At 69.2% G+C, this 25623-nt stretch carries 10 protein-coding genes, 1 pseudogene and 1 riboswitch; of the genes and pseudogenes, 6 read left to right on the forward strand and 5 right to left on the reverse strand.

Annotation, left to right across the window (positions count from 1 at the left end):
• The first annotated feature begins 1 nt into the window (after window position 1).
• A complete protein-coding gene (locus BO226_RS07445; protein ID WP_024100834.1) occupies window positions 2-1243 on the forward strand; it encodes an SPFH domain-containing protein in 1242 nt (413 codons plus the stop codon).
• A 77-nt stretch (window positions 1244-1320) separates the two neighbouring features.
• Here BO226_RS07445 and BO226_RS07450 read toward each other — a convergent pair whose 3' ends face one another.
• A complete protein-coding gene (locus BO226_RS07450; RefSeq protein ID WP_071934908.1) occupies window positions 1321-2388 on the reverse strand; it encodes a DMT family transporter in 1068 nt (355 codons plus the stop codon).
• Window positions 2389-2530: 142 nt separating this feature from the next.
• A riboswitch (glycine riboswitch) is annotated at window positions 2531-2620 on the reverse strand.
• 132 nt (window positions 2621-2752) lie between these two features.
• Here BO226_RS07450 and BO226_RS07455 point away from each other — a divergent pair.
• Together BO226_RS07455 and BO226_RS07460 are read left to right on the forward strand one after the other, a co-directional pair.
• Window positions 2753-4074: pseudogene (locus BO226_RS07455) on the forward strand (DUF2254 domain-containing protein).
• A gap of 74 nt (window positions 4075-4148) precedes the next feature.
• The gene (locus BO226_RS07460) at window positions 4149-4358 is read left to right on the forward strand and encodes a DUF2945 domain-containing protein (RefSeq protein WP_006551530.1); all 210 of its coding nucleotides are present in this window, start codon (window positions 4149-4151) and stop codon (window positions 4356-4358) included.
• Window positions 4359-4375: 17 nt separating this feature from the next.
• On the opposite strand, the gene BO226_RS07465 is transcribed toward BO226_RS07460, so the two are convergent.
• The 3 genes from BO226_RS07465 to BO226_RS07475 form a co-directional block, all read right to left on the reverse strand.
• Window positions 4376-4891, reverse strand: coding sequence for a hypothetical protein (locus tag BO226_RS07465; protein WP_071934909.1), 516 nt, complete (start codon window positions 4889-4891; stop codon window positions 4376-4378).
• Complete coding sequence (locus BO226_RS07470) at window positions 4888-5469, reverse strand: SatD family protein (RefSeq protein WP_033096639.1); 582 nt, start codon at window positions 5467-5469, stop codon at window positions 4888-4890. The genes BO226_RS07465 and BO226_RS07470 overlap by 4 nt, the downstream gene beginning before the upstream one ends.
• Before the next feature lie 81 nt (window positions 5470-5550).
• Window positions 5551-6255, reverse strand: a complete 705-nt coding sequence (locus BO226_RS07475; RefSeq protein ID WP_006551533.1) for a DUF6875 domain-containing protein — start codon at window positions 6253-6255, stop codon at window positions 5551-5553.
• 577 nt (window positions 6256-6832) lie between these two features.
• On the opposite strand from BO226_RS07475, the gene BO226_RS07480 reads away from it, so the two are divergent.
• Window positions 6833-20581 carry a non-ribosomal peptide synthetase gene (locus BO226_RS07480; protein ID WP_071934910.1) on the forward strand — a complete coding sequence of 4583 codons (13749 nt, stop codon included), beginning with the start codon at window positions 6833-6835 and terminating at the stop codon, window positions 20579-20581.
• On the opposite strand, the gene BO226_RS07485 is transcribed toward BO226_RS07480, so the two are convergent.
• Complete coding sequence (locus tag BO226_RS07485) at window positions 20560-21231, reverse strand: TVP38/TMEM64 family protein (RefSeq protein ID WP_006551536.1); 672 nt, start codon at window positions 21229-21231, stop codon at window positions 20560-20562. The genes BO226_RS07480 and BO226_RS07485 overlap by 22 nt on opposite strands.
• A gap of 278 nt (window positions 21232-21509) precedes the next feature.
• Between BO226_RS07485 and BO226_RS07490 the strand changes: the two genes are divergently transcribed.
• On the forward strand, window positions 21510-23375 hold the full coding sequence (locus BO226_RS07490) for a methylmalonyl-CoA mutase family protein (protein WP_071934911.1): 1866 nt from the start codon (window positions 21510-21512) through the stop codon (window positions 23373-23375).
• Window positions 23376-25622 carry a methylmalonyl-CoA mutase gene (gene scpA / locus BO226_RS07495; RefSeq protein WP_006551538.1) on the forward strand — a complete coding sequence of 749 codons (2247 nt, stop codon included), beginning with the start codon at window positions 23376-23378 and terminating at the stop codon, window positions 25620-25622.
• Window position 25623 lies beyond the last annotated feature (1 nt).

Consider the following 25623-nt stretch of genomic DNA (forward strand, 5'->3'; position numbering starts at 1 on the left):
GATGGAAGCTCTGATCGTGCTCGCCGTAGTGGTGGCACTGGTCGTGGTGGTCGTGGCCAAATCGGTATCGCTGGTACCGCAAGCGGAGGCCGCGGTCATCGAACGTCTCGGCCGGTACTACCGGACGGCGTCGGGTCAGCTCACCTTCCTGGTGCCCTTCGTCGACCGCATCCGCGCGAAGGTCGATCTACGCGAACGTGTCGTCTCGTTCCCGCCGCAGCCGGTCATCACCCAGGACAACCTGACGCTGAGCATCGACACGGTCGTGTACTTCCAGGTGACGAACCCGCAGGCGGCGGTCTACGAGATCAGCAACTACATCGCCGCGGTCGAGCAGCTCACCGTCACCACGCTCCGCAACGTCGTCGGCGGAATGACCCTCGAGGAGACGCTCACCTCCCGCGACTCCATCAACGGTCAGCTCCGCGGTGTGCTCGACGAAGCGACCGGCCGATGGGGCCTGCGTGTCGCCCGGGTCGAACTCAAGAGCATCGATCCGCCGCCGTCGATCCAGGAATCGATGGAGAAGCAGATGAAGGCCGACCGCGAGAAGCGCGCGATGATCCTCACGGCCGAGGGTCACCGTGAATCCGCGATCAAGACCGCCGAGGGCGACAAGCAGTCGCGCATCCTCTCCGCCGAGGGTGCGAAGCAGGCCGCGATCCTCGAAGCCGAGGCCGACCGGCAGTCGCGGATCCTGCGCGCGCAGGGTGATCGCGCGGCGCGCTACCTCGAGGCCCAGGGCGAGGCGAAGTCCATCGAGAAGGTCTTCGCCGCGATCAAGGCCGGCAAGCCCACTCCGGAGCTGCTCGCCTACCAGTACCTGCAGACCCTGCCGCAGATGGCCCAGGGCGATGCGAACAAGATGTGGGTGGTGCCGAGCGACTTCGGCAAGGCGCTCGAAGGATTCGCGCGGACGCTCGGCGCGCCCGGCGAGGACGGCGTCTTCCGCTTCGAGCCGAGTCCTGTCGACGAGGAACTGCAACGACCCGAGGACGACAGTGCCGAGGTCGAGGATTGGTTCGCGACCAAACGCGACCCCGAGGTGGCCCAGGCCGTCGCCGAAGCCGAGGCGGTCGCGCGCAAGCCGGTCGACCCCGCAGTGCGGACGGGTCTCGCCACGGAGGGGACGCAGGGGGGTGCCGGTGAAGGACAGTCGGCGTTGCCCGCAACGCCGCCGGCGCAGCGCTGGATGACGAACGACGCATCCGAGCAGCCGGCCGAGCCGCCGCAACAGCAGTAACGGAAACCGGTTCAGTGGGAGGGCGCGCCGACCGGCGCGCCCTCCCACTCGTCATCGGCGGCCGAGCATCGGCAGTGTCATCGGCGGCCGAGCATCGGCAGTGCCATCGCCACCACGATGAGACCGGCGCCCGCGGCGGCGAGCACGGTCACGGACTCTCCGAAGGCGACCATGCCGATCATCAGCGCGACCACGACTTCGAGGTAGGACAGGCCGGACAGTTCCGCGGCGCGGAGGTGCTTGCCTGCGACGACGAGCAACCCCAGCGCGAACAGACCACAGACGACGAAGAACCCACCGGCCCACAACCAGTGCGTCGCGGTCATCCCCGACAGGTCGGGTCGAGTCACCGCGACCATCCCACCTGCCGCGACGGCGCCGAAGACGAAGTTCCACAGGGACCGGACGTCGGACGGCATGTCGGTGCGATAGCGGTAGCACAGCAGGGCCCCGCCGTAGAAGACTCCCGAGGCAGCGCCCAGCACGGTACCCAGCGTCTCGTGCTCGCCCCCGGACGATTCACCGCCCACCAGGCCGGCGGCGAGCAACATGCCGGCGAACGCCGTGCCGATCGACAGGGCGTCGAGGCGACCGACCCTCTCCTTCAGGAACACCCGGGCGAGGGCCGTCGCGACGACGGGGCCGAGGTAATGGAGAACCACGGCACGGGACAGGTCGGTCAACACCGTGGCGGACAGATAGGTCGCGAGGGACAGTCCGAGGAGCACACCGCCACCGACGACCGACCAGGACAGGCGGGTCCGGCGCAACTGTCCGAGGCGGCGGGACAGCGCGATCAGGACGAGCATGCCGATCGCTCCGACCGCCATCCGCCCGAGCGTCAGTGCTTCACCGAGCACCGCGCCTTCGGGAGTGGCCTTGCGGCCGAACAATCCTGCGGCGCCCATCGCGGTCGCGGACAGCACGATCGCGGCGATCCCGAGTCGCCGGTTCGTACGCGGCGGCGACTTCGGGGCGGGGGAGGAAGGGAGAACAGTGCCACGCGACTCGGTCGGTGCAATTTCGGCGCGCTGCTCGAGCAGCGCATGATCGGCTCGCGAAGGCGCATCCAGGGCATGATCGGCTCGCGAAGGCGCGCCCAGGGCATCATCGGCGCGCAGGGGCGCGCCCAGGGAAACGGTCACACGTCTACCTCGGGTCCAGGGTGCACGAAACGAGCACCAGCGGGTGTTGTCGTTCCCCGCTCTGTCATCGGACCTGAGAGCTTTCGCGGACGGAGCCGCTTACACCTTCGGTGAACCCGGAAGAGTTACTTTCCAGAGGAGCCTCGCCGCGGCGGTCTGGGGGCCTGAGAGATTCCCGGGGAGGTTGCTCCTTCGGCGCCCGCTGTGTGCGGGACTCTCCCGCCGCGGTTCGGTGGCTGTTCAATTGTCCGTCGAGTATCTCATGGACTCGTCGTGACCGCGCCGCAGGGGACATCCGGTGCGCGTGCCCACAGTTCGCTGCGAGTGCCCGCGGTGCGGAGACCGGATGGTTAGCTTGGTCGACATGAGTGCTCTGCCGAGACCGTGGATGCAGTTGCGGATCGCCGCGGGCGTATACCGATTCCGGGAGAGTCTGCCCGCGCTGCCCGCGCTGGTCGTCGTCGCCGGAGCCGTGCTCGCGGAGGTGAGCGGCTACATCGATCGGGCCTTCGGCCCCTTCGCGTGGGGCATGAAGATGAACAGCAACGCCGCGATCTGGCTGCTGAGCACCGTGGCGGGTGCCACGATCACCACCGCCGGTGTCGTCTTCTCGTTGACCGTCGTGAGCCTGCAGTTGGCGAGCAGCCAGTTCTCGCCGCGGGTGATGCGGTCCTTCATCCGGGATCGGGCCAGCCAGACGGTGATCGGGGTGCTGGTGGCGACCTTCGTCTACTGCGTGCCGACACTGCGCCACATCGGCGCGGACGACGCCGCACCTGCCCCGACACTGTCGACCACCCTCGCTGTGGTCCTCGCGGTGTCGACCGTGGTGCTCATCATCGCCTATCTCAACCGGCTGGCCCACGGTCTGCAGGTCGGGAGGTGGTGCGCAGCATCGCCTCGGAGGCCGAGAAGGTCATCTCGAACACGAGCCGGAGTTCGCGCGGCGAGATCCACGTCGACCGGGTGCCGGAGCCGGATTTCACCGAGGGGGCGACGGTGTACGCCCGGCGCGACGGCTGGGTGACCCAGGCGCCGGCCGAGCTCGTTCTCGCCGTGGTACCGCCGGGTTCGGTCGTGCGGATGGAGACGCGTCCCGGCGCGTACATTCACTGCGGGGAACCGCTGCTACGGATCCATCCGAAGCCGGAACGGGCGGTGGTCCTGCGGCGGCTCGAGGCGGCCGTGGAGATCTCGAATACGCACCATGCAACAGGACGTGGACTTCGCGCTGCGGCAACTCGTCGACATCGCGCTGCGCGCACTGAGCCAGACGATCAACGACCCGACGACCGCCACCGAGGTGGTGCTCCGGCTCGGCAGTCTGCTGCGCACCCTGCTGGTCACCGACAGTCCGTGCCGGCGATCGGGGGTGCGGACGGCCGGATTCTGCTGCGTCCGTGGATCCTGTCGCCCGACGAGTACATCGAGCACGCCTTCGAACAGATCCGGCAGGCCGGCTCGGCGCAGCTGCACGTGGCCACGGCGCTCGCCCGGGTGCTGCGCATGCTCATCGATCATCTCTCCGAGCAGGGGCGCACCGGGTCGGTGCCGGCCTTGCAGCACCAGTTGCGTCTGCTCGTCGACGCGGTGGTCGCCCGGCCCGAGTTCCGTCCGGAGGACCTCGAACGTTTCCGTGCCGTCGCCGAGGGGTCCGCGGATCCCGCGGAGCATCGGACGGACTGATCGTCCTGGGGTGTAGGACCGATGGGAGACGGCTATCCGACTGCCACAGGAAGCGAGCCGATCGGGAGGACGACATGGCGACCCACTTCTCTGTCGGTGACCACGTCCGATGGAACTCCGAAGCCGGATACGTCGAGGGTGTGATCATCGCGAAGCACACGGAGGACGTGGAGTTCAAGGGGCGCACGCGGCGGTGCAGCGAGGACGAGCCGCAGTACGAGATCCGGAGCGACAAGACCGATCACGTCGCGATGCACAAGGGGAGTGCGCTGAAGAAGACCTGACGGTGGAGATCCCGGCGTCAGGTGATCAGCGCCTGCCCGACTCCGCACACCGCGACCGCCCACAGCACCGAGGTGGACGTGCCGATGATGAACTGTTCGGAGGCGTTCGGCTCGCGTAGTTCGGGATAACGGGCGAGACCCTTCACCGCCATGATGACGGCGATCCCTTCAGGCCATCCGGCGAGGATCGAGGCGGTGACCGCTCCGCGTTCGAGCACGCCGATGACGCGTCCGCCGCGGAGCGGGCCAGGGGGAGGGGTGGGCTCGGGACCGGCATCGGGTTGCCGGCGCGCGATCCGGAACGCCACGAGGACCGCGGGTCCGCCCCCGGTGATCGCCGCCGTGGCGGTGAGAATCAGCGTGGCCGCGAGCGCGACTCCCTGAACCGGTGTGGTCGCGGTGGCGGCGAGGGCTGAACCGGCGAGACCCGCAATGCTCAACGAGGCGGCCGGCCACACCGGCATGCTCGGGCGCAGCGCGAGTGCGGGTCCGAGAGCAGCCACGGCCAGGCACACCAGTGAGAGGACGGTCAACGGTCGGCCCTTTCCAGGAGTCGCCGCACGAGTTCGCGTCCGGCCAGTTCGGCCTGCCACCCGGCGGTGGCGAGGCGCTGGGACACCGCTTGTTTGCTGATGCCGAGACGCTCGGCGATCCGCGCCTGCGACAGGCCCTGACGAGCGAGGTCGACCGCCTCGTGCCCCTGGTCTGTGCGGCGCAGGACGACGGTGGCGAGCAGGGTGAGCGCGGCGTCGACGTCGGCGGTGGCCTCGGTGTCGTCGCCTTCGGCCGCGACCTGCCCAGGGGCGTTCTTGGCGCGTTCGACGGCGGTGCGGGCGTGTTCGAAGGCGGGTCCGCGGCCGGCGCGTGTCTGTTCGGGGAGCGGGGTCTCTACCGGGCCGATTCCCACCCCGATACTCCAGCGTTCCCTCCGGAGGAGGTCGAGGACGAGATCGACGACGAGGGCGGGATCGTCCGCGACGGCCTGGACCTCGTCGCCCGCGGTGCGATCGAAGGGCCGTACCAGCGGAACATCCTGCAGTTCGGTGAGGAGGTCCGCCACGCGGTCGATGTCTCGGCGGCTGCTCCGCTGGTCGACCGTCAAGACGAACATGCGTCAAGTGTGAGGGCTTGATTGTCGATAATCAAGACCTGAAGCTTGACGACCGGAATGTGGGACAGGGACGCGTACAGCCTATCGGCCCGGCTCGTTCCCCGTCAGCTCATGATGGGCGGTGATCGCGTCCACCGCATCGCCGTCGTACTTCATCCGTTTCGCGATGGTGAGGCGGAGCGTCGACGGCAGTGCCGGGGCGAACTTCTTGAAGTAGGCGCACAGCCATTCCTGGCGACCAACGAGAAACGGGAAATCGGTCGTCATCATGTGGCGGGCGACCAGCATCGGCAACGGGGCGTCGAGTGGATGGAAGTCGTGATTCCACAGACCCGGCTGGGTGCAGCCCGGGTAGAACTGGCCGAGCATGAAACCGTGTTCGACGAACCGCGACTTGAATTCCGTGTGGACGACGTCGATCACCTCGAAGCCGGTGAGGTCGGGCAGTACGGTCACGAGCGTCTTCAGGCTCCGGTCGCGATCGTCCTCGCGTGAGAGCGTCGTGTACAGGTCGAACTGGTCCTCCACGATCGTGCCGAGTGCCCCGGCGTCGATTCCGGATCCGTGGACGAATGCAGCTCCGAAGAGCTGCTTGCCGATCGACGGGCGAACGAACGGGCACACGGGCCCGCTGCGGCCGAGGTCGGGGTTGGGTTCGGTGAGATACCCGCTCGCCCACCTTCTCAACAGGTGGGCGCTCGCTTCGTCTGCGTACTCGGAGGTTTCACCGAACAGGTCCACCCAGACCGTGCCCGAACGAGGTCCGATTCGTCTCTGGATCGGCATCTGCGCTTCCTCCCTCCAGGGGATGGATGTCGCGTGTTCGTGGGAACTGGGGAGGGTTCCCGGGAAGGATTGTCGGAAGGCTGTTTCGAGCAATAGACATGAAAGAAGTGGAAATTGTTGCAGTGCAACATAATCGACTGCACCGGTCCGGCCTCGTGCATCGTCCGCTCTCGTGGATTCAGTACTCGTGCGACCGTCGGGCCGGGCGTGAATTCCCCTTCGTCCGGAGTTTACCGAGAGTTTTGCATTCTAAGTTTGTAAAACGAGCATAGCGCGGACAGAAGGTTTCTATCCATCCCATCAAACAAACCTAAGGTTTATGGTGTGAAAATGCCGAATGTCGGGATGTGCGAGCGTCGTCCTCTGCGAGATGTCCTGGTCGCATCTCGATCTCGTTCTGCTGCACGGCATTGCAGCAACCCCGTCCCCGTCCTACGCTGACGCATACATTCTCGAAGCGGCGTGCAGACTCGGTCGTTCCCGCTCGCGAGCTGTGCACGATGCTCGAGGGCATCCGGCTCGACGAGGCGCTCCCGTTCGCCGCTGCCGCTGCACACATCCTCGTGAAGGGGGCGCTGTGGCCACTCCCGTCGTAGGCACCGCGCAGAACTCCGACGACGCGCGCGCGGGTGCGTTTCCGCTGACTCCGGCCCAGTACGGTATCTGGCTCGCCCAGCAACTCGTACCCGAAGTCCCTTTCGTCATTGCCCAATACGTGGAGTTCCGTGGAGAACTCGATCTCGAGTTGCTGAAGTGGGCGTCGACGACCGCCGGTCGGGAGTTCGAGACCGTCCTCCTGCGCCTCGTCGACGTGGACGGCCGTCCGTACCAGGTCGTCGACCGGGACCTCGATGTACCCACCGAGGTCGTCGACCTCCGTGACGAATCCGATCCGCGGGGGGTGGCCGAGGAGTGGCTCCGGCGGGATGTGGAAGCACCCGTCGACCTGATGGCAGACCGGTTGTGCCGCATAGTGGTTCTGCGCACAGGTGATGCCAGTTGCCTCGTGTACGTCAAAGCCCATCACATCGCGCTCGACGGGTTCGGAGCGATGATCATCGTTCGCAGGGGAGCCGAACTCTATTCCAGGGCACTCGCCTCCCGGAGTTCCGGCCAGGACGGGGCCCCGCCGGACAAGCCGCCGCCGGACAAGCCGCCGGCGGATCTGCGGACGTTGTACGAGAAGGACCGGCAGTATCGCGCGTCGAACCGATTCGTCGCGGACCGTGAGTACTGGAGCGAGCGGATCCGCGACCTGCCCCATGTCGACACCACCGAGGTGCCCCCGGCGGTCCGGACCATCACGGCGGAGACGGATCTGTCGGACACTGCGGACGTCTACCTGTCGGGGTCCCCGCCGCCGCGGGACGCCTCCTCGGCCGCAGTGGTACTCGCGGCCGCCGCCTGTTTCTTCTCGCGGCGGTCGGGACGGTACGACGTGCTCGTGAACATCCCGGTGTCGGCGCGGACGACGGCCGAGCTGCGACGGTCCGCCGGAATGCTCGTCAACGTGGTTCCCCTGCGGATCCGGGTGGATCCGAGCGAACCCGTCGAGGATCTCGTCCGGCGGATGCAGGTCGAGCTCGTCGGAGCCCTCCGACACCAGGCGTGCGGACTCGACGACATCCGCCGGGCGACATCCGAACCGGTGTCCCGATTCTCGGTCCCCCTGGTCAACGTCATGCTGTTCGATCAGCAACCCGTACTGGGCGACATCGTGGGAACACCACATGTCCTGTCGCGCGGGCCCGTCGGGGACCGGCTGATCACCGTCCACCGCCGCAGTGTGCCGGTCGGCACCGCGATCGAGTTCCGGGCGAATCCGAACCGATACGAGGAGAACGAGATACAGGCGCAGTGCATCTGTTTCACCGAGATCCTCGAGCAGTTCGTCGCAGCCGACCCTCGAACGCCGGTCGGTTCGATCCACCCGCCGAGCGCCGGAGCGGCCGCACCTCGTTACCGGCGGAACACCGTGCTCGATCACTGGCGGCACCTTCTGGCCGGTGCACCTACCCCGCCCGCCCTGTCACCGTCCACGCAGGCACCTGCCGGTGGACGGGCGGGCAACGCGGGATCTGCTTCGGCGTGGGCGCAGTTCGTCCATCCCCTCGGCATCGGATCGGGTCGAGCGAGCGCCGAATGTGCCGACGATCGTGTCCCGATCCTGCAGGCTGCCACCGCGATCCTCGTCGCCAGGTCGAGTGGTACCGACGACGTCGTCCTCGGTGTCCCTGCCCCGGCCGGTACCGCTCCTGCTCGCACGGTTCTGCCCCTACGCACCCGGGTGCGCCTCGACGAGCCGTTCCGAGATCTCCTCGAGGACATCTCCCGGGGGACTCGGGACGCTCTCGCACACGCCGACATACCTGCCGCGACACTGCTCGACGCGCTGGCGCCGACACGGAACGGATCGCGCGCCCCACTCTTCCGCGTCACCGTCGAAGGACGGGGCGATGCGGACAGGGAGGTGGAGAACGCCGTCCTCGGCGACGTCGGCCTGCGTATCGATCTGGAGCGTCCGCGATCCGGCGACGGTGCCGGGCGCGAGTCGACGTCCACGGACGTGCTCCGCATCCGATACGCCACGGACGTCTACACCGCGCCGACCGTCGAGCGCATCGCCCGCCGACTGGAACGTATCCTCCTGACGGTCGAAGAGGATCCGGAGATACGGGTCGGCGACATCGATCTGCTCGACGCAGCCGAACGGACCGCACTCGCTCCCGTGACGGGTCCGCCGCCGGTGACCGAACGCCTGCTGCCGGAAATCCTCACCGACGCTGCACTCCGCACCCCCGCGGCCACCGCAGTGTCGTGCGGCGAGACCCGGATCGACTACCGGGAACTCGACGAACGATCGAATCGGCTGGCCCGCATGCTCGCCGAGCGCGGCGCAGGACCGGAACGTTTCGTCGCGATCGGCATGGCCCGGTCCGTCGACTCGATCGTCTCTATCTGGGCCGTGGCGAAGACGGGCGCGGCCTTCGTCCCGGTGGACCCCGCCTATCCGCCCGCCCGGATCGAGTACATGCTGCGCGACTGCGACGCCGTGCTCGGACTCACCACAACCAGCGAACGGCCGCTGCTTCCGGGCACCGTGCCGTGGACGGCGGTCGACGATCCGGACGTGGTCGCGGAGACGACGCGATACGCCGCGTCTCGGGTGACCGACGCGGACCGGTGCGCGCCCGCGCGTTCGGATCAACCCGCCTACCTCATCTACACCTCCGGATCGACGGGACAGCCGAAAGGCGTGGTCGTCACCCATCGGGGACTGTCGAACCTCGTCGCGCACACCCGCACCCTCGCCGACCACGACGCGCGGGTCTGGCACGGGACATCCCCGAGCTTCGACCTGGCGGTACTGGAGTTGCTCGTGGCGTTCGGCTCGGCGGCGCACCTGGTGATCGGCCCGCCCGATGCGTCCGCCGGTGACGACCTCGCACATGCATTGCGCGCCGAGCGGATCACCCACTTCTGCACCACTCCTGCGGTCCTTGCAACGATCGATCCGGCGGTCCCCGAGGACCTGTCCTTCGTGAGCGTCGGCGGTGAGGACTGCCCGGCATGGCTCGTGGAGAAATGGGCGCCGGGCCGCCGCATGGTCAACGGGTACGGGCCGAGCGAGATCACCGTGCAGATGGCGTCGGAGGACCTCGTGCCCGGCAGACCGGTCACCGCAGGCACTCTCGGACCCGGATTCCGGTCCGTCGTGCTCGACACACGCCTGAATCCGGTGCCGCCCGGGGTGATCGGCGAGCTGTATCCGGCAGGACCTGCCCTGGCGCGGGGATACCACCGGCGACCGGGGACGACGGCGACGCGGTTCGTCGCCGACCCGTTCGGGCCGGCGGGGTCGCGGATGTACCGCACCGGCGATCTCGTGCGGTGGTCGACGAACGACGACAGCGCAGAGAACGACAGCGCAGCGGCCACCTCGGGTCTGCGGCTGATCTACGCGGGGCGCGCCGACCTGCAGGTCAAGGTGCGGGGGCGGCGCATCGAACTCGGCGAAGTGGAAGCAGCACTGCTCCGCCACCCCGACGTCGAGCAGGCCGCGGCGGTGGTCCGGCGCGAGACCGGATCCGACCGGGTCGTGGCGTACGTGGTGCCGCGCACCGGTTCGGTCCCGGATGCCTCGACGATTCGTGATGCGCTCGCGGCGGAACTCCCGGATTTCATGGTCCCGGCTGCGGTGGTGCCGCTGGCAACTATGCCGATCACGGCCAACGGCAAGCTGGACCGTGCCGCGCTGCCGGCCCCGGACCGCCGGGGCGTACTCCATCGTCCTCCGCGCACGGGGCTGGAACGGACTCTCACGGGGGTCTTCGCGGACGTTCTGCATCTGTCCCCGGATCGGGTCGGCGTCGACGACAACTTCTTCGAACTCGGAGGCGATTCCCTGTCGGCGACCGGCGTCGTGGCGGGGATCCGGTCCGCACTGCACGTCGAAGCACCCATCAGGATGCTCTTCGAAGCACCGACGATCGCCGAGTTGGCACCGCGCCTCGCGGAGTGCGGTGTCGCCCGGACGCCGTTGACATCCCGACGCCGGCCGGACCGGATCCCGTTGTCCTACGCGCAGTCCCGGTTGTGGTTCATCCACCGTTACGAAGGTCCGTCGCCGACCTACAACATCCCCATGGCGGCACGCCTGACCGGACGGGTGGACATCGACGCGATGAGGGCGGCGTTCGCCGATGTCGTGGCACGCCACGAGTCCCTGCGCACGGTCTTCGAGGAATCCGACGGAGTCGCCTTCCAGCGCATCCTGCCGGTCGAGCGGACCTCATTGTCGCTGCCTGTGCAGGCAGTGACCGCCGACGAGGAGCACGCGGCCGTGCGCGCCGAGGCGCGGCGGCCCTTCGACCTGTCCACCGACATTCCGGTGCGGGCCACACTGCTGCGGACCGGTTCCGACGACCACGTGCTGGTGCTCGTGCTGCACCACATCGCCGGCGACGGCGCGTCGATGGTGCCGCTGGTGCGCGACATGCTGCTGGCATACGCGGCCCGGTCGGCGGGGACCGAACCACGGTGGGATCCATTGCCGGTGCAGTACGCCGACTACACCCTGTGGCAACGGGACGTGCTGGGGGACGAGGACGAGACGGGAAGCATCCTGCACGGGCAGTTCTCCTACTGGCGAGAAGAACTCGCCGAGGTCCCGGAATGCCTTTCTCTTCCGCTCGACCGTCCCCGCCCCGCGGTGCAGTCCTTCCGCGGTGGCCGGGTGGAGTTCACGATCCCCGCGGAGCTGCGCCTCGCGGCGGACGACCTGGCTGCCGAGCACGGGGCCACCGCGTCGATGGTCTTCCAGTCGGCACTCGTGGTGCTCCTGCACAAGCTCGGTGCGGGAGACGACATCACGATCGGTGGTCCGGTGGCCGGGCGGACCGATGAGGCTCTCGCCGATCTCGTCGGATTCTTCGTCAACACCTGGGTGCTGCGCGTGGACGGCATCACCGGACGATGGACGCTCGCCGATGTCCTCGACCGCGTGCGGGCCAAGGCGCTGGCCGCCTACGAGAACCAGGACGCGCCCTTCGAACGGTTGGTGGAACTGCTCGCCCCGGCGCGCTCGACCGCCCATCACCCGCTGTTCCAGGTCGCATTCGCATTGCAGAACAACCCGTTGCCGAGCCTGGACCATCCGGACATCCACGTCGAGATGCTGCCCGTCGCGACCGACATCGCGCGGTTCGACCTGTACATCAGCGTGTCGGAGCGCGCGTCCGCCGAGGACGGCGGGCTGCTCGGCAGCATCGAATACGCGAGCGATCTGTTCGAGCGCGACACCGTCGAACGATTCGCGGACCGGTATCTCCGTGTCCTCGACTCCCTCGTGAGATCGCCGCACCGACGGGTCGACGCTGTCGACCTGCTCGATCGATCGGAGCGCGACCTGCTCCTCGACGCGTGGAACGGCCCGGCTGCCACCACCGATGACCGGACGGTTCCGGCCGTGCTCGCCGAACGGGTCGCGGCGACACCGGACGCACCGGCGCTGACCAGCGTCGCCGGCCGATGGACCTACCGCGACCTCGATGCCCGGGCCAACCGGCTGGCTCGTCTGCTTGTCGAGTTGGGTGTGGGGCCCGAGTCCGTGGTGGTCGTCGCCCTGGATCGGTCCCCGGCACTGGTCGTCGCTCTTCTCGCGGTGTCGGCGGCGGGTGGCGCCTATCTGCCGTTGGACCCCGCCTATCCGAGCGAACGCACCGCCTTCGTCCTCGCCGACGCCGCGCCCCGCGTGCTGGTCACCGACAGTCGATTCACCTCACATGCGACCCCCGCCGTCGTCGTGGTCGTCGACGAGGCGGGCCGCCCGACGTCCCACGCCCTGCCCGACGATGCGCGACCGCTCACCGACTTCGACAGGATCGCGCTGCTGCACCCGTCGAACACCGCGTACACGATCTACACGTCCGGTTCCACGGGTGTCCCGAAGGGCGTGGCCGTCACGCATCGGAATCTCGTGCACCTCGTCGAGCACGGATGGACCGGTTCGCGACCGCGACACCGGATGTCGCTGGTGTCCTCACCGGGTTTCGACGCGTCGGTGTACGAGATCTGGCCCGCCCTGATCGGCGGTACCGAACTGGTGCTCGCGCCACCCGGTCTGCTCGATCCGTCGACGGTCGCGCGGATGATCTCCGAACACGGTGTGACGACGATGTTCGTCCCGACACCGCTGTTCCACGCCCTCGCCGACCCCGCCGTCGTTCCGGAGCGGGTGTGGGACGGTGTGGACCAGGTGGTCACGGCCGGTGACGTGCTGTCCCCGGAGGTCGCACGCCGCTTTCACGAATCGCATCCCTCGACGTTGCTCGTCAACGCGTACGGACCGACGGAAACGACGGTGTGCGCGACGATGTACCTCGTCGAGGACGCGTTCGCCCGAGGAGACCGCGCGTCGGTCCCGATCGGCACGCCGATCTCGGGAGTGGCGGTCCTCGTCCTCGACGCCGGACTGCTGCCGGTGCCTCCCGGTGTCCCCGGCGAGTTGTACATCGCCGGGGACGGGGTCTCCCGCGGATATCCCGGTCGTCCGGCCACGACCGCGGCACGATTCGTGGCATCTCCGTTCGGCGGGCCGGGGGAGCGGATGTACCGCACCGGCGACGTCGTGCGGTGGATCCGCTCGACGAGCGATGCCGAGGGCCCGGGTGGGCACCTGGAATTTGTGGGCCGCTGCGACGATCAGGTCAAGGTCCGCGGCTTCCGGGTCGAACCCGGTGAGATCGAAGCGGTCCTGGGTGCGCATCCGGCGGTGGCCCGCGCCGCCGTGGTCGTGCGGGAGACTCCGGGCCACCACGAGACCGGACGACTGGTCGCGTATGTGGTGCTCGACCGGGAACAGACACTGCTCGCCGACCCGACCCGCGCGACCGGCACCGTCGAGCGGTGGAGGGCACTGTACGACGACGTGTACTCCGCGCCGCCGCCCGAGGACAGCGGCGACACCGGCGCCTTCGCGGGTTGGAACGCCACCGACACCGGGCAGCCCATCCCGGTCGAGCAGATGTGGGACTGGCGCGACGCCGCAGTGCGGGCCGTGCGGCGGCTCCGGCCCCGGCGTCTGCTCGAGATCGGCGTGGGCTCCGGTCTCCTGCTCCGAGAACTGGCCCCCGACTGTGCCGAGTACTGGGGCACGGACTTCTCGGCCCCGACGCTCGAGACGCTGCACTCCGCCGTGCGATCGCAGCCGTGGGCCGATCGGGTGACGTTGAGGACGCAACCGGCGCACGCGACCGAGGGGTTGCCCCAGCGGTACTTCGACACCGTCGTGCTCAATTCTGTGATCCAGTACTTCCCGGATGCGGCGTATCTGCTCGAGGTGCTCCGGAAGATCCTGCCGCTGCTCGCACCCGGCCGATCGATCCATCTCGGCGATGTCCGGAACCTGGCGCTGCTGCCGTACTTCGCCGCCTCCGTGGAACTCGCCCGTGCCGACGGCACCGAGACCGCGGACACGATCCGCGAACGCGTCCGCCGTGCCGCGCTCTCCGAACGGGAACTGCTGCTCGCCCCCGAGTTCTTCACCGGTCTGCTCCGTCGTCTGCCCGGTGTCACCGGGGTCGACATCGAACTCGGCCGGATGCGGACGGCCAACGAACTCGGCCTGTACCGCTACAGCGTGGTGCTGCACACCGGTACCGGACCCAGGTCGCTCGCCGATGTTCCGTGCCGGACCTGGGCGGGATTCGGAACACTCGCCGCGTTCGCCGACCGGCTACGGACCGACCGTCCCGACGCCCTGCGCGTGACCGGCGTACCGCACACCGCCCTGCAGTCCGTGATCGCCGCGACGACCTCCCTCGATGCGATGCCCGGCCACACGCTCGTACCGGAACCGGACCTCCGGCCACGATCGGACGGCATCAGTCCTGCGGACTTCGATCTGCTCGGCGCCGAACTCGGCTACCGGGTCGCCGTGACGTGGTCGCAGGAACCGGGATCGATGGAGGTGATCGTCTTCCGCGACGACCCGGACGACAAGGCCGATGCAGCGCTGACCGATGTGTACCGTCCGGCCGATGACATCGGCAGCCTCGCCCGCTATGTCAACGACCCCGCCGCAGAGGAGCGACTCGACGACGTCCGTCGCTTCGTCCGAGAGCGGTTGCCCGACTACATGGTTCCGGCCGCGTTCGTCCACATGGCCGACCTGCCGGTGACGGTGCACGGCAAACTCGACCGCCGCGCGCTGCCGGCCCCGGAGGTCGCGACGCGGAGCGACAGCTACATCGCACCGACCACCGACACCGAACGGGCCCTCGCTCGGGTGTTCGCCGACGTGCTCGGCGTCGACCGGGTGGGAACACAGGATTCGTTCTTCGCTCTCGGCGGCGATTCGATCATGTCGATCCAGCTGGTCGCGCGGGCCAAAGCTGAGGGACTGGTGCTCTCGCCCCGAGATGTGTTCGAACACAAGACCGTTGCAGCGCTCGCCGCGGCGGTCACCCTGGCCGGACGGGCCGCGCCGACGCTCGAGGAACTGCCGGGCGGTGGCGTCGGCGACGTTCCGCTCACCCCGATACTGCGGTGGCTGGTCGGGCACGGCCGAACGTATCCGCGCTTCTGCCAATCGGTGTCGGTTCCGCTGCCGGACCGACTCCGCGAGGCCGACCTTCTCGAGGCCCTGCAGGCGGTCGTGGATCGGCACGACATGCTGCGGGCGCGGCTCTACGCGGAGCCCGGAGCGCCTGACGAGTTGCGCCTGGAGACACGGGCGATCGGATCCGTCTCGGCGTCGTCGTTCCTGCGTCGCGTCAAGGTGGACGATCTGGCGGGGCCCGAGTTCACCGCGATCGCCGCCGCCGAGCACGCTGCCGCGACCGGACGGTTGGATCCCGGCAGGGGAGTGATGTTGCAGGCGGTGCGATTCGAGGCGGGACCCGCGTCGCGGCTGTTGCTCGTGGCACATCATGCCGTGATCGACGGTGTCTCCTGGCGGATCCTGCTGGGCGACCTCGCTGCTGCGGCGGCTCGACTCGAACACGGACTCGACCCGGATCCCGCACCGACGGGCACCTCGATGCGCCGCTGGGCGCACGGTCTCGTCGAGGTCACCCGCCGCGGCACGCGCGCGGCCGAACTACCGTTCTGGATCTCGACCCTGTCGGGTCCGGATGCGCTGCTCGGCGCCAGAGAGCTGGACCCCGCGGTCGACGTCGGGGCCACCGTCGACACCGTCACCGTCGAGGTTCCCGCTCCCGCGACCACCGCGCTGCTGAGCGTCCTCCCGGTGGCCTTCCACGGGAGCATCGTGGACGGTCTCCTCGCAGCCCTGGCCGGAGCCGTCGTCGCGCAGCGCGCCGAGCGCGGGATCGACCTCGCTCGGGTGCTCGTGGCGTTGGAAGGGCACGGCCGGGAGGAGCAGGTCGTGCCGGGAGCCGATCTGTCCCGGACGGTCGGATGGTTCACCGCGGCCTATCCGGTGCGACTGGACCTGACCGGTATCGACGTGGAGGCCGTGGAACGCGGCGGCACCGCAGCGGGAACCGCGATCAAGACCGTCAAGGAACACCTGCGTGCCGTTCCCGACCATGGGATCGGATACGGGATGCTGCGGTATCTCGACGACGAGGGCCGCGCCGCGCTCGAGCCCCTGCCGGCACCCCGGCTCGCCTTCAACTTCCACGGCCGGAGCACGCTGCCGGACGCCGTCACGGACATCGACTTCGGCGGTGGCCTCGATCCCGCTCAGCCGGTACCGGCGGTGATCTCCGTCAACGCCATGGTCGTCGACACCGCTGACGGTCCGGTGCTGCGCGCGGATCTCGCCTATGCGACCGGGGTGATCGCCCGCCCGGAGGTGTCGGATCTGGCCGAACGGTGGCGACGCATGCTGAGCGGCCTCGCCCGTCACGTCGCCGAACCGGGCGCGGGAGGGCACACCCCGTCGGATCTGCCGCTGGTCCCGTTGAGCCAGGAGCGCCTCGACGAGCTCGAGCGCCGTTATCCCGGCCTCGAGGACGTGTGGCCTCTCACCCCCTTGCAGACCGGCTTCCTGTTCCATGCCCTCCGGAACGATTCGATCGACGCGTACACGGTGCAACTGACCCTGCACCTGGGCGGTGTCGTCGATCCGCGACGCCTCCGGCGGGCGGTGGCCGCCCTGGCGGCGCGGCATCCGAACCTGCGGGTGAACTTCGTCTTCGACGGGGAGTCCCCGCCCGTGCAGGTCGTGCAGGCGTCGGTCGAACTGCCGTTGTGTGAGCGGGATCTGAGCGATCTGGACCCCGAGGATCGTGTGGTGGCACTGGTCCGACTGCAGACCGAGGACCGGACGCAGCGTTTCGACACGGCGCACGGACCGCTGGTGCGCCTGAGCCTGATCAGGATGGGACCGGACGATCACCGGCTGGTGTTCACCAACCACCACATCCTGCTCGACGGTTGGTCGGCGCCGTTGCTGCTGAAGGAACTCCTCGTGCTGTACGGCACCGAGGCGGACACCGGGGTTCTCCCGCCGGTACGTCCCTACCGGGACTACGTGCGGTGGCTTGTGCAGCAGGACCCGGCGCCCGCCCGCGACGCCTGGTCGCGGTATCTGGCCGGTCCGGATCGGCCCACGCTGGTCGCCCCGGACGCCGAGCAGTCCTCCGTGCAGGCCCTGTCCGAGGAGACCACACGGGCGCTCGATCCTGCGGACACCCGGCGCCTGGAGGCCTTCGTCCGGGACCGCGGACTCACCGTCGGCACGGTGGTGCAGGTCGCGTGGGGGATCGTGCTGGCGAAGCTCACCTCGCAGCGCGACGTCGTGTTCGGATCGACCGTCTCCGGGCGGCCCGCGGAGGTCGACGGGGTCGAGGAGATGATCGGCCTGTTCGTCAACACGGTTCCCGTGCGGGTCCGGCTCGACCCGTACGAGACGCTCGCCGTGCTCGTCGAGCGAATCCGTGCCGAGCAGACCGCGCTGCTCGACCGGCATCACCTCGGCCTCACCGAGATCCAGCAGGTCGCCGGACCTGCCGCCGGGTTCGACACCCTGACGGTGTTCGAGTCGTATCCGGTCGACCGTGCGGCTCTGTCCGGCGCGGTCGACATCGCGGGCATGCAGGTGCGCGAGGTCACCGGACACGATTCCGGCCACTATCCGCTGACCCTCATCGCACACGTCGACGACGCGCTGCAGCTGCGACTGAGTTACCGTCCGGACCTGTTCGACGGGGCCGCGGCCGACGCGATCGTGTCGCAGGTCGCCCAGGTCCTCGAGGCCGTCGTCGACCGGCCGGAGGTGCCGCTCGGCCGCCTCCGCCTGTTCGGGGACGAGGTGCCGGTCGTGTCCGCTCCCGGCACCGCCCCTTCACGGATGTGGACGGAGATCCTCGACGACTGGATGTCACGGTCCCCGGAGTCCGTCGCCGTCGTCGATGCGGGCAGGCAGTGGACCTACGCGGAGCTGGACGAGCGGGTCGAGCGGCTCGCGCATCTGCTCGTCTCCCGCGGAGCAGTACCGGAGACCACGGTCGTGGTGGCGCTCCGGCGATCGTTCCTGCGGGTCGTCGCGATGCTCGCCGTCGTCCGCGCCGGTGCCGTCTACGCGCCCGCCGACCCCGACCAACCCCGCGACCGCGTCACCGCGATGATCCGGACGGTCACACCGCTCTGCGTGCTCGTCGACGGACCCGAAGCGGCGGTGCCCGACGGGGTATCCGTCGTGCCCGTCCGGGACCTCGACCTCGACGGTGCGCCGGCAACGCCGGTGCCGGATATCAACCGCCGCGCGCCGGTGCGCGCCGACAACGCGGCGTACGTGATCTTCACGTCCGGATCGACGGGCACGCCGAAGGCGGTGACCGTGACGCATCGCGGTATCGCCGAGCTGGTCGATCGGCTTTCGACGGTCGCCGACCGCGAGTCGCGTGTCGCGCAGTCGATGCTTCCGGTGTTCGATGCCTCGTTGCTGGAGACGATCGTCGCGTTCTCGGCCGGGGCGCGGCTCGTCGTGGTGCCACCCGGTATCGCCGCCGGCGACGACCTCGAGCGTGTGCTCGCCGACGAGGAGATCACGCACCTGTACACCACACCCGCGGTGCTGGCGACGCTGGATCGGGACGCGCTGCCGGCTCTGACCTTCGTGAGCGTCGGTGGCGAGGCGTGCCCGCCGTCCCTGGTGGAGACGTGGGCCCGGAGCCGTCACATGGTCAACGGCTACGGTCCGAGCGAGGCCACGGTGATGTCGAACCTGCTCGATCCGCTCGTCCCCGGCGAGAATCCCACCGTGGGACCGCCGATGCCCGGTTTCGACGAGTACCTGCTGGACTCGTACCTGCAACCCGTCGCCGGCGGCGCGGTGGGGGAGCTGTACCTCGCCGGACCGGGTCTGGCGCGAGGGTATGCGGGACAACCCGGCCTGACCGCGACGCGTTTCGTCGCCGACCCCCTCGGCGCACCGGGGCGCCGGATGTACCGCACGGGGGACCTGATGCGCTGGACCCGCACCGCGGCGGGCGCCGAGCCCGTCTACGTCGGGCGCAGTGACTTCCAGATCCAGCTGCGCGGTCTGCGCATCGAGCTCGAGGAGGTCGAGGCGGCACTGCTCCGGCATCCGGCCGTCGCCCAAGCGGTGGTCATGGTGCGTGACGACGGTAGCGGCGACCGGCTGGTCGGATATGTGGTGCCCACCGGGACCGTTCCGATCGAGGCGCCCGAGATCCTGCATTTCGCGGCCACCGGGCTGCCGCGGTACATGGTCCCGTCGGTGATCGTCGTGCTACCGGGCCTGCCCGTCACCCCGAGCGGGAAGGTGGACAGGTCGGCGTTACCGGCGGCCGCGCCGGTCGGGGCTGCCTACCGGGCGCCGCGCACACCGACCGAAGGTGCCGTGGCCCGCGCGTTCGCCTCCGTCCTCGAACGCGACCGGATCGGGATCGACGACAACTTCTTCGACCTCGGCGGCAACTCGCTCGCCGCGACCGCCGTGGCATCGAAGCTGCGCAGCGAGCTGGGCCGGGAAGTTCCCCTGTCCCTGGTCTTCCTCGACCCCACACCGGCCGGCCTCGCGGATCGCCTCGACGAGCCGACGGCGACCACTGCCCCGACGACCGGGATGTTCGATGTGCTGATCCCCCTGCGAGGGCACGGTCACCGCCCACCGGTGTTCTGCGTACATCCCGCGATCGGCTTGTCCTGGGTGTACGCGGGACTGCTGCGCCACCTGCCGGATCGGCCGGTGTACGGGCTGCAACTGCCGTACCTCTCGGGCGGACCCCTCGACGCGACGCCCGCCGAACTGGCGCACCGCTACGTCGAGGAGATGCGGGCCGTGCAACCGCAAGGTCCCTACACCGTGCTCGGCTGGTCCCAGGGCGGACTGATCGCCCACCACATGGGTGTCGAACTGCGCGCCGCGGGGGAGACCGTCGACCTGGTCGTCCTCGACTACTACCCCCTCGAACGCGAACGACGTGTCCACACCCACGCGGAACTGCTGGCGGGCCTGGGCATCGAACTGCCCAGCGCGACGCCGGACGAGATGACCTCCGAACAGCTGCTCGACGCGGTGAACCGCAGTCTCGGGCACGAGACCGGACTGTCCACCGCCGACCTGGAGCGGATCCTCACGGCCTACGCGCACGTCCATCGGGCCGCGCCGACACTCGATCTGCGATGTTTCGACGGCGACCTGCTGTTCGTCGCCGCGGCGCGATCGCTCGGCACGGACGACGGTGCGTCACCGGCCCTGTGGCGGCCGTGGGTGTCCGGCACGATCACCGAGCACACGATCGACTGCGACCATCTGGAGATGATGACCCCGGCCGTGCTCGCCGTCCTCGGCCCGATTCTGGCCGACTATCTCGTCGCCGGATCCTGATCCGGCTCGACGACGGCGTCGAGCGCCGAACCGGCGGGCTCGGGGAGTCGAGCCTCGAGCAACAGCCCGGCGAGACCGAGCGCGATGCACACCCCGGTGATCACCATCAGCCGCGGATCGGTCTGCCCGGTCAGGGCGTCGCCGAGGAGTACGACCGCCACGGTGCCCGGCAGGATGCCCACGACCGTCGCGAGTGTGTAGGGGACGAGACGGACCGCCGAGACGGCGCAGCAACAGTTCACGACGAAGAACGGGGCGGCGGCGATCAGCCGCAGGGAGCCGACCGCGAGCCATCCGCGGCGTGCCAGCCGCAGATCGATCGCTTTCGCCGCCGGGTGCGTGAGGCGCGATTCCACGGCCTTGCGTCCGACGGCCCGCACGAGCAGGAACGCCAGGACGGCGCTGACCGTGGAGGCGGCGACCGTTACGCCGATACCGACGGCACTGCCGAACAGCACGCCGGCGCTGAGGGTGAACACCGTGCGCGGAATCGGGGCGATCGTGACCAGGGCGTGGACGGCGAAGAACGCCAGGACAATTGCCGGGCCGTGCACCGATTCCGACCACTCCCGGATCTGGGCGATCGTCGGATGCGGCACCACGAGAGCTACGACGACGAGAGCCGCCACCAGGCCCAGGATGCCGAGCACTCTGCGGTCTGCGGCAAGCCTCGTCACGAGCGTCCACACTACCGGCCGGGCGGTCTCTTGCATCCCCGCGAGCAGAGTGACGAAGGCGGCACGATAACGTTCCGATCGAGGACGTCGTTATCGAGCGCTAGAAAAACTGTGGTGATCCCCACAACGATCGCGCGATGTGCGGGGATAGCATCACACCGAAGGCAACCTACCCATTTCGAGGTCGCCCACCTCCGGCCGACAACGCCGTCCGTACAAAGCCTGCAAACCCGCAGTAGGAGGAATCGCCCGTGTCATTAGCTGCAGAAGCCGAGGATGCCGCGCGCGCATATGCGCAGTGGCAGGACGCGGTGGCGGGGGTGCTGGCCAAGTCCCGACGTGTCGACCCGGCCGAACTCGGACCCGAGCCGCAGCGTCTGCTCGAGACCACGACCTACGACGACGTCACCGTCGCGCCGCTGTACGGCGTCCGCGACGAGCGCGACGAAGCGCCGCTGCCCGGTGAGTTCCCGTTCGTCCGCGGCGGCTCGTCCACGCGCGACGTCAACACCGGCTGGCTCGTCGACGTCCGGTTCACCGGCACCGACGCGGCCTCGGTCAACGAGCGCATCCTCGACGCGCTGAACAACGGCGTCAGCTCGGTGTGGCTCGGTCTCGGCGCCGGCGCGGTCCCCGTGGACGCGCTCGACACCGCGCTCAACGGTGTGCTCCTCGACCTCGCGCCGGTCCGTCTCGACGCCGGTGCCGACGCGGTCGCAGCGACCACCGCCGTGTACTCCGTGCTCGACAATCGCACCGATATCGAGGACCGCGCCGCCGTGCGCATCTTCCTCGGTGCAGCGCCGCTCACCAGCGCGTTCTCCGAGCGTCCCGACGTATCTCTCGACGAGGCCGTCGAGCTGGCACGGGCCGCCGCCGACCGCACCGAAGCGATGCGTGCCCTCACCGTGGACGGCACCGCCTTCCACAACGCCGGTTCGTCCGACGCCGAAGAACTCGGTGCCGCGATCGCCGCCGGCCTCGATTATGTGCGAGCACTCGTCGACGCCGGGGTTCCCGTTGCGGCCGCGCTCGGTCAGCTCGAGTTCCGTCTCGCCGCGACCGACGACCAGTTCCAGACCATCGCCAAGTTCCGCGCGGGTCGTCAGGTGTGGGCGCGCGTCGCCCAGGTCGCCGGTGCCCCCGAGGCCGGCAACGCTCCGCAGCACGCCGTGACCTCCGCGGCGATGATGGCCCAGCGCGATCCGTGGGTGAACATGCTGCGCACGACCCTCGCCGCGTTCGGCGCGGGTGTCGGTGGCGCCGACGCCGTCACGGTCCTGCCGTTCGACTCCGCACTGCCGGCCGGTGTGCTCGAGGTGTCCGAGGCGTTCTCCGCCCGGATCGCCCGCAACACCCAGCTGCTGCTGCTCGAGGAGTCCAACCTCGGGCGCGTTCTCGATCCCGCCGCTGGTTCCTGGTACGTCGAGGAACTGACCGCGCAGATCGCAGAGAAGGCATGGGGCTTCTTCCAGGAGATCGAGGCGGCCGGTGGCTACCGCGCCGCTCTCGAGGCAGGGCTGATCGCCGAGCGTGTCGCGCAGACGCGTGCCCGCCGCGAGTCCGACATCGCGCACCGCACGTTCTCGGTGACCGGGGTCAACGAGTTCCCGAACCTGGCCGAGAAGCCGCTGCCGGTCGGTGTCGCCGAGGCCGGCGCGTCCCCCGCGCGGTACGCCGCACCGTTCGAGGCGCTGCGCGACCGCTCGGACACCTACCTGGCCTCGCACGGTGCCCGCCCGCGGGTGCTGCTCGCCCCGCTCGGGCCGATCGCCGAACACAACGTACGGGCGACCTTCGCGACGAACCTGCTCGCCGCCGGTGGCATCGAAGCGGTCAATCCCGGACCGCTCGATCTCGACGCCGACCTGTCGTCCCTGGTGGGCGACACCGGAACGTCCGTCGCCGTGCTGTGCGGCACCGACACCCGCTACGGCGAGCAGGCCGGTACGGCCACCTCTGCGCTGCGTGCGGCGGGGATCACGACGGTGCTGCTGGCCGGACCCGAGAAGGCCGTGAAGGACGCGCAGGGGGACGATCGTCCGGACGGCTTCCTCACCGCGCGCATCGACGCCGTCGCCGCCCTCACCGACCTGCTGAACACTCTGGGAGCGTAAGTGAGCATCGAACACGAAATCGGCAGCTTCGCCGACGTCCCGTTGACGGACCCGGCCGCGCCGGCGCCCACCGCTCCCACCGCGGAGCAGGCCGCCGCGCTCGTCGAGTCCGTCGCCGAGGCGAACAACTACAGCACCGAGGACGTCGTGTGGTCGACGCCCGAGGGCATCGACGTCAAGCCGGTCTACACCAAGGCCGACCGCGACGCCGTCGTCGCCGAGGGCTACCCGCTCGGCAGCTACCCGGGTCTGGCCCCGTTCGTGCGCGGGCCGTACCCGACGATGTACGTGAACCAGCCGTGGACCATCCGGCAGTACGCCGGCTTCTCCACCGCCGCCGAGTCCAACGCCTTCTACCGGCGCAACCTCGCCGCCGGTCAGAAGGGCCTGTCGGTGGCCTTCGACCTGGCCACGCACCGCGGCTACGACTCCGATCACCCGCGTGTACAGGGTGACGTCGGTATGGCCGGTGTCGCGATCGACTCGATCCTCGACATGCGTCAGTTGTTCGACGGCATCGATCTGTCGCAGGTGTCTGTGTCGATGACCATGAACGGCGCGGTGCTGCCGATCCTGGCGCTGTACGTCGTGGCGGCGGAGGAGCAGGGCGTCAAGCCCGAGCAGCTGGCCGGAACCATCCAGAACGACATTCTGAAGGAGTTCATGGTCCGCAACACCTACATCTACCCGCCGAAGCCGTCGATGCGGATCATCTCCGACATCTTCGCGTACACCTCGGCGAAGATGCCGCGCTTCAACTCGATCTCGATCTCCGGCTACCACATCCAGGAAGCCGGCGCGACGGCCGACCTCGAGCTCGCGTACACCCTCGCGGACGGCATGGAGTACATCCGCGCCGGACTCGACGCCGGCATGGACGTCGACAAGTTCGCGCCGCGCCTGTCGTTCTTCTGGGCGATCGGCATGAACTTCTTCATGGAGGTCGCGAAGCTGCGCGCAGGTCGCCTGCTGTGGAGCGAGCTCGTCGAGAAGTTCGGGGCGAAGAACCCGAAGTCGAAATCGCTGCGCACCCACTCGCAGACCTCCGGCTGGTCGCTCACCGCACAGGACGTCTTCAACAACGTCGCCCGCACGTGCGTCGAGGCGATGGCCGCGACCCAGGGCCACACCCAGTCGCTGCACACCAACGCGCTCGACGAGGCGCTGGCACTGCCCACCGACTTCTCGGCGCGCATCGCCCGCAACACCCAGCTGCTGCTGCAGCAGGAGTCGGGCACCACGCGGCCCATCGACCCGTGGGGCGGCTCGCACTACGTCGAGTGGCTCACCCACGAGCTGGCCGACAAGGCCCGCGCCCACATCGCCGAGGTCGAGGCCGCCGGCGGTATGGCGCAGGCGATCTCGGAGGGCATCCCGAAGCTGCGCATCGAGGAGGCGGCCGCCCGCACCCAGGCGCGCATCGACTCCGGTCGTCAGCCCGTCATCGGCGTCAACAAGTACCAGGTGACCGAGGACCACGAGATCGAGGTCCTCAAGGTCGAGAACTCGCGTGTGCGGGCCGAGCAGCTGGCCAAGCTCGAGCAACTGCGCGCCGACCGGGACGAGGAGGCCACCCGCGCCGCCCTCGACGCGCTCACCCGCGCCGCCGGTGCGCAGAGCCAGGGTCTCGACAACAACCTGCTCGCGCTGGCCATCGACGCGGCCCGCGCGAAGGCCACCGTCGGTGAGATCTCGGACGCCCTGGAGAAGGTCTACGGCCGCCACCAGGCCGAGATCCGTACGATCAGCGGCGTGTACCGCGACGAGGCCGGCAAGGCCACCAACATCACCGCCGCAACCGAACTGGTCGAGAAGTTCGCCGAGGAGGAGGGTCGTCGCCCCCGCATCCTCGTCGCGAAGATGGGCCAGGACGGTCACGACCGAGGCCAGAAGGTGATCGCCACGGCCTTCGCCGACCTCGGATTCGACGTCGACGTGGGACCGCTGTTCCAGACCCCCGAAGAGGTCGCCCAGCAGGCGGCCGACAACGACGTGCACGTCGTCGGCGTGTCGTCGTTGGCCGCGGGTCACCTGACGCTGGTCCCTGCCCTCAAGCAGGCGCTGGCCGAGGTGGGCCGCGAGGACATCATGATCGTCGTCGGTGGTGTCATCCCGCCGGGCGACTTCGACGAGCTCTACGCGGCGGGTGCGGCGGCGATCTTCCCGCCCGGCACCGTGATCGCGGATGCGGCGACCGGTCTGCTGACCAAGCTCGCCGCGCAGCTCGGCCACCACCTCGGAGGCTGAC

Origin of the sequence: Rhodococcus sp. 2G (assembly GCF_001886355.1) — a bacterium.
GTDB lineage: Bacteria > Actinomycetota > Actinomycetes > Mycobacteriales > Mycobacteriaceae > Rhodococcus > Rhodococcus pyridinivorans.

Coding starts and splice junctions, on each gene's coding strand:
- BO226_RS07445 (WP_024100834.1), top strand. CDS start 2: ATGGAAGCTCTGATCGTGCTCGCCGTAGTGGTGGCACTGGTCGTGGTG.
- BO226_RS07460 (WP_006551530.1), top strand. CDS start 4,149: ATGGCGACCCACTTCTCTGTCGGTGACCACGTCCGATGGAACTCCGAA.
- BO226_RS07470 (WP_033096639.1), bottom strand. CDS start 5,469: ATGTTCGTCTTGACGGTCGACCAGCGGAGCAGCCGCCGAGACATCGAC.
- BO226_RS07475 (WP_006551533.1), bottom strand. CDS start 6,255: ATGCCGATCCAGAGACGAATCGGACCTCGTTCGGGCACGGTCTGGGTG.